This window comes from Streptomyces sp. NPDC001568, from assembly GCF_042893755.1.
Taxonomy (GTDB): domain Bacteria; phylum Actinomycetota; class Actinomycetes; order Streptomycetales; family Streptomycetaceae; genus Streptomyces.
The window spans coordinates 1-2843 of the sequence record NZ_JBIAVF010000056.1 but is presented as its reverse complement, the minus strand read 5'-3'; the positions used below and the strand labels follow the sequence as shown (position 1 = coordinate 2843).

Here is a 2843-nt window from a genome sequence, read left to right as displayed (position 1 = left end):
CGGCGATCCTCGAAGCCGCCGAGGAACACCGCGCCGACGTCATCGGGATGTCCGGACTCCTGGTCAAGTCCACCGTGATCATGAAGGAGAACCTCGAAGAGCTGAACACCCGGGGCCTCGCGGACCGCTTCCCCGTCATCCTCGGCGGCGCCGCCCTCACCCGCGCCTACGTCGAGCAGGACCTCCACGAGATCTACGCCGGCGAGGTCCGCTACGCCCGTGACGCCTTCGAAGGGCTACGCCTGATGGACGCCCTGATGGGCGTCAAACGTGGTGTTCCCGGGGTTGTCCTGCCCGAGCTCAAGCAACGGCGGGTCAGGGCGAGGGCCGCGGTCGTCACCGAACCGGAGCCCGGCGAGGGGCAGCGCGTGAGCCGTTCCGATGTGGCCGTCGATAACCCCGTCCCCACCCCGCCGTTCTGGGGTACCCGCGTGGTCAAGGGCATCCCGCTCAAGGACTACGCCTCCTGGCTCGACGAGAGCGCCCTGTTCAAGGGCCAGTGGGGACTGAAGGCGGCGCGCGGCGGGCCTTCGTACGAGGAGCTCGTGGAGAACGAGGGCCGGCCGCGGTTGCGCGGCCTGCTGGAGAAGCTGCACACCGAGAACCTCCTCGAAGCCGCGGTGGTGCACGGCTACTTCCCGTGCGTCGCCAAGGGCGACGACCTGATCATCCTCGACGAGAACGGATCGCAGCGGACCCGGTTCACCTTCCCGCGTCAGAACCGGGGCCGGTACCTGTGCCTCGCGGACTTCTTCCGTTCGGACGACTCGGGGGAGACCGATGTCGTCGGCCTCCAGGTGGTCACCGTCGGCTCCCGCATCGGCGAGGCGACGGCCAAGTTGTTCGAGGCGAACGCCTACCGCGAGTACATGGAGCTGCACGGCCTGTCCGTCCAGTTGGCGGAGGCGTTGGCCGAGTACTGGCACGCCCGCGTCCGCGCCGACCTGGGCATCGCCGCCGCCGATCCGACCGTCATGGACGGGATGTTCCGCACCGAGTACCAGGGCTGCCGCTACTCCCTGGGCTACCCGGCCTGCCCCGACCTGGAGGACCGCGCCAAGATCGCCGACCTCCTCCGGCCGGAGCGGATCGGCGTGCACCTCTCGGAGGAGTTCCAGCTCCACCCCGAGCAGTCCACCGACGCCCTCGTCCTGCACCACCCCGAGGCCGGCTACTTCAATGCCGGAGGTCGTACATGAGCGCACTGCGCGATGTTCTGGAGAGCGGGGCGCCGTCGTTCTCCTTCGAGTTCTTCCCACCGAAGACCGATGCCGGCGAGCGGGTGCTGTGGGACGCGATCCGCCGCATCGAACCGCTCGCACCGTCCTTCGTCTCGGTCACCTACGGAGCCGGCGGCTCCTCCCGGGACCGTACGGTCGAGGTGACCAAACGCATCGCCGCCGAGACCACCTTGCGACCGGTCGCCCACCTCACGGCCGTCGGTCACTCCGTCGCCGAACTGCGCCACATCATCGGCCAGTACGCCGACGCGGGCGTACGGGACGTGCTGGCGCTGCGCGGGGACCCGCCCGGCGATCCGAACGCCCCGTGGATCGCGCACCCCGAGGGGTTGGGGCACGCCCACGAGCTGGTGTCGCTGGTGCGGGCCTCGGGGGCGTTCAGCGTGGGCGTGGCGGCGTTCCCCGAGCGCCACCCGCGTTCACCGGACTGGGAGAGCGACATCCGGCACTTCGTGGCCAAGTGCCGGGCCGGCGCGGACTACGCGCTCACGCAGATGTTCTTCGACGTCGAGGACTACCTACGGCTGCGGGACCGGGTCGTGGCGGCGGGCTGCGACACCCCCGTCATCCCGGAGATCATGCCGGCCACCGACGTACGCCAGATCCGGCGCTTCGCCGAGCTGAGCAACGCCGCCTTCCCCGAGGACCTGGCCCGTCGTCTCGACGCCGTGCGCGACGATCCCGCCGCCGGCCACCGCGTCGGCGTGGAGTACGCCACCGCCATGGCAGGGCGGCTGCTGGCCGAAGGGGCACCCGGCCTGCACTACATCACTCTCAACCGCTCCACCGCGACGCTTGAGATCCACCGCAACGTACTTGAATCAAGGAGCGCACAGCATGTCCTCGCAGCCCACCACTGACATCCAGGAGATCACGGAGCCGACGGGGTCGGTGGTCTTCACCGATTTCAAGGTCGCCGATCCGTCCCTCGCCGCGTTCGGCCGCAAGGAGATCACCCTGGCCGAGCACGAGATGCCGGGTCTGATGTCGATCCGCCGCGCGTACGCCGCCGCGCAGCCGCTGGCCGGCGCGCGGATCACCGGTTCCCTGCACATGACCGTGCAGACGGCCGTACTCATCGAGACGCTGGTCGCGCTGGGCGCGCAGGTGCGGTGGGTGTCGTGCAACATCTACTCGACGCAGGACCATGCGGCGGCGGCGATCGCGGCCGCGGGGATCCCCGTGTTCGCGTGGAAGGGGGAGACGCTGGAGGAGTACTGGTGGTGCACCGAGCAGGCGTTGACCTGGCCCGGTCACGCGGGCCCGAACATGATCCTCGACGACGGTGGTGACGCGACCCTCCTGGTCCACAAGGGTGTCGAGTTCCAGAAGGCGGGCACCGTTCCCGACCCGTCGACGGCCGACAACGAGGAGTACGGGCACATCCTGACGTTGCTGGGCCGCACCGACATCGACTGGACGGCGCTGGCGGCCGACATCCGGGGTGTCACCGAGGAGACCACCACCGGAGTCCACCGCCTGTACGAGATGCACCAGGCGGGTGCGTTGCTGTTCCCGGCGATCAACGTGAACGACGCCGTCACCAAGTCGAAGTTCGACAACAAGTACGGCTGCCGCCACTCCCTGATCGACGGCATCAAC

Annotated in this window: 3 protein-coding genes; all 3 read left to right on the top strand. The window is 69.3% G+C overall.

What is annotated here, in order from left to right:
- Positions 1-1199: vitamin B12 dependent-methionine synthase activation domain-containing protein (locus ACFY0I_RS39915; protein WP_388904740.1), on the top strand; the 1199-nt coding region annotated here is incomplete at its 5' end.
- Entirely contained in the window at positions 1196-2101 is a 906-nt protein-coding gene (gene metF, locus ACFY0I_RS39910; RefSeq protein ID WP_388904739.1) for a methylenetetrahydrofolate reductase [NAD(P)H], read from the top strand. The genes ACFY0I_RS39915 and metF, both read left to right, overlap by 4 nt.
- Positions 2079-2843, top strand: a 765-nt coding sequence (locus ACFY0I_RS39905) for an adenosylhomocysteinase (RefSeq protein WP_388904737.1), incomplete at its 3' end; no start/stop codon positions are given. The genes metF and ACFY0I_RS39905, both read left to right, overlap by 23 nt.

What these genes read in the sequence shown, in the direction of transcription:
- metF (WP_388904739.1), top strand. Translation starts at nt 1,196, where the DNA reads ATGAGCGCACTGCGCGATGTTCTGGAGAGCGGGGCGCCGTCGTTCTCC.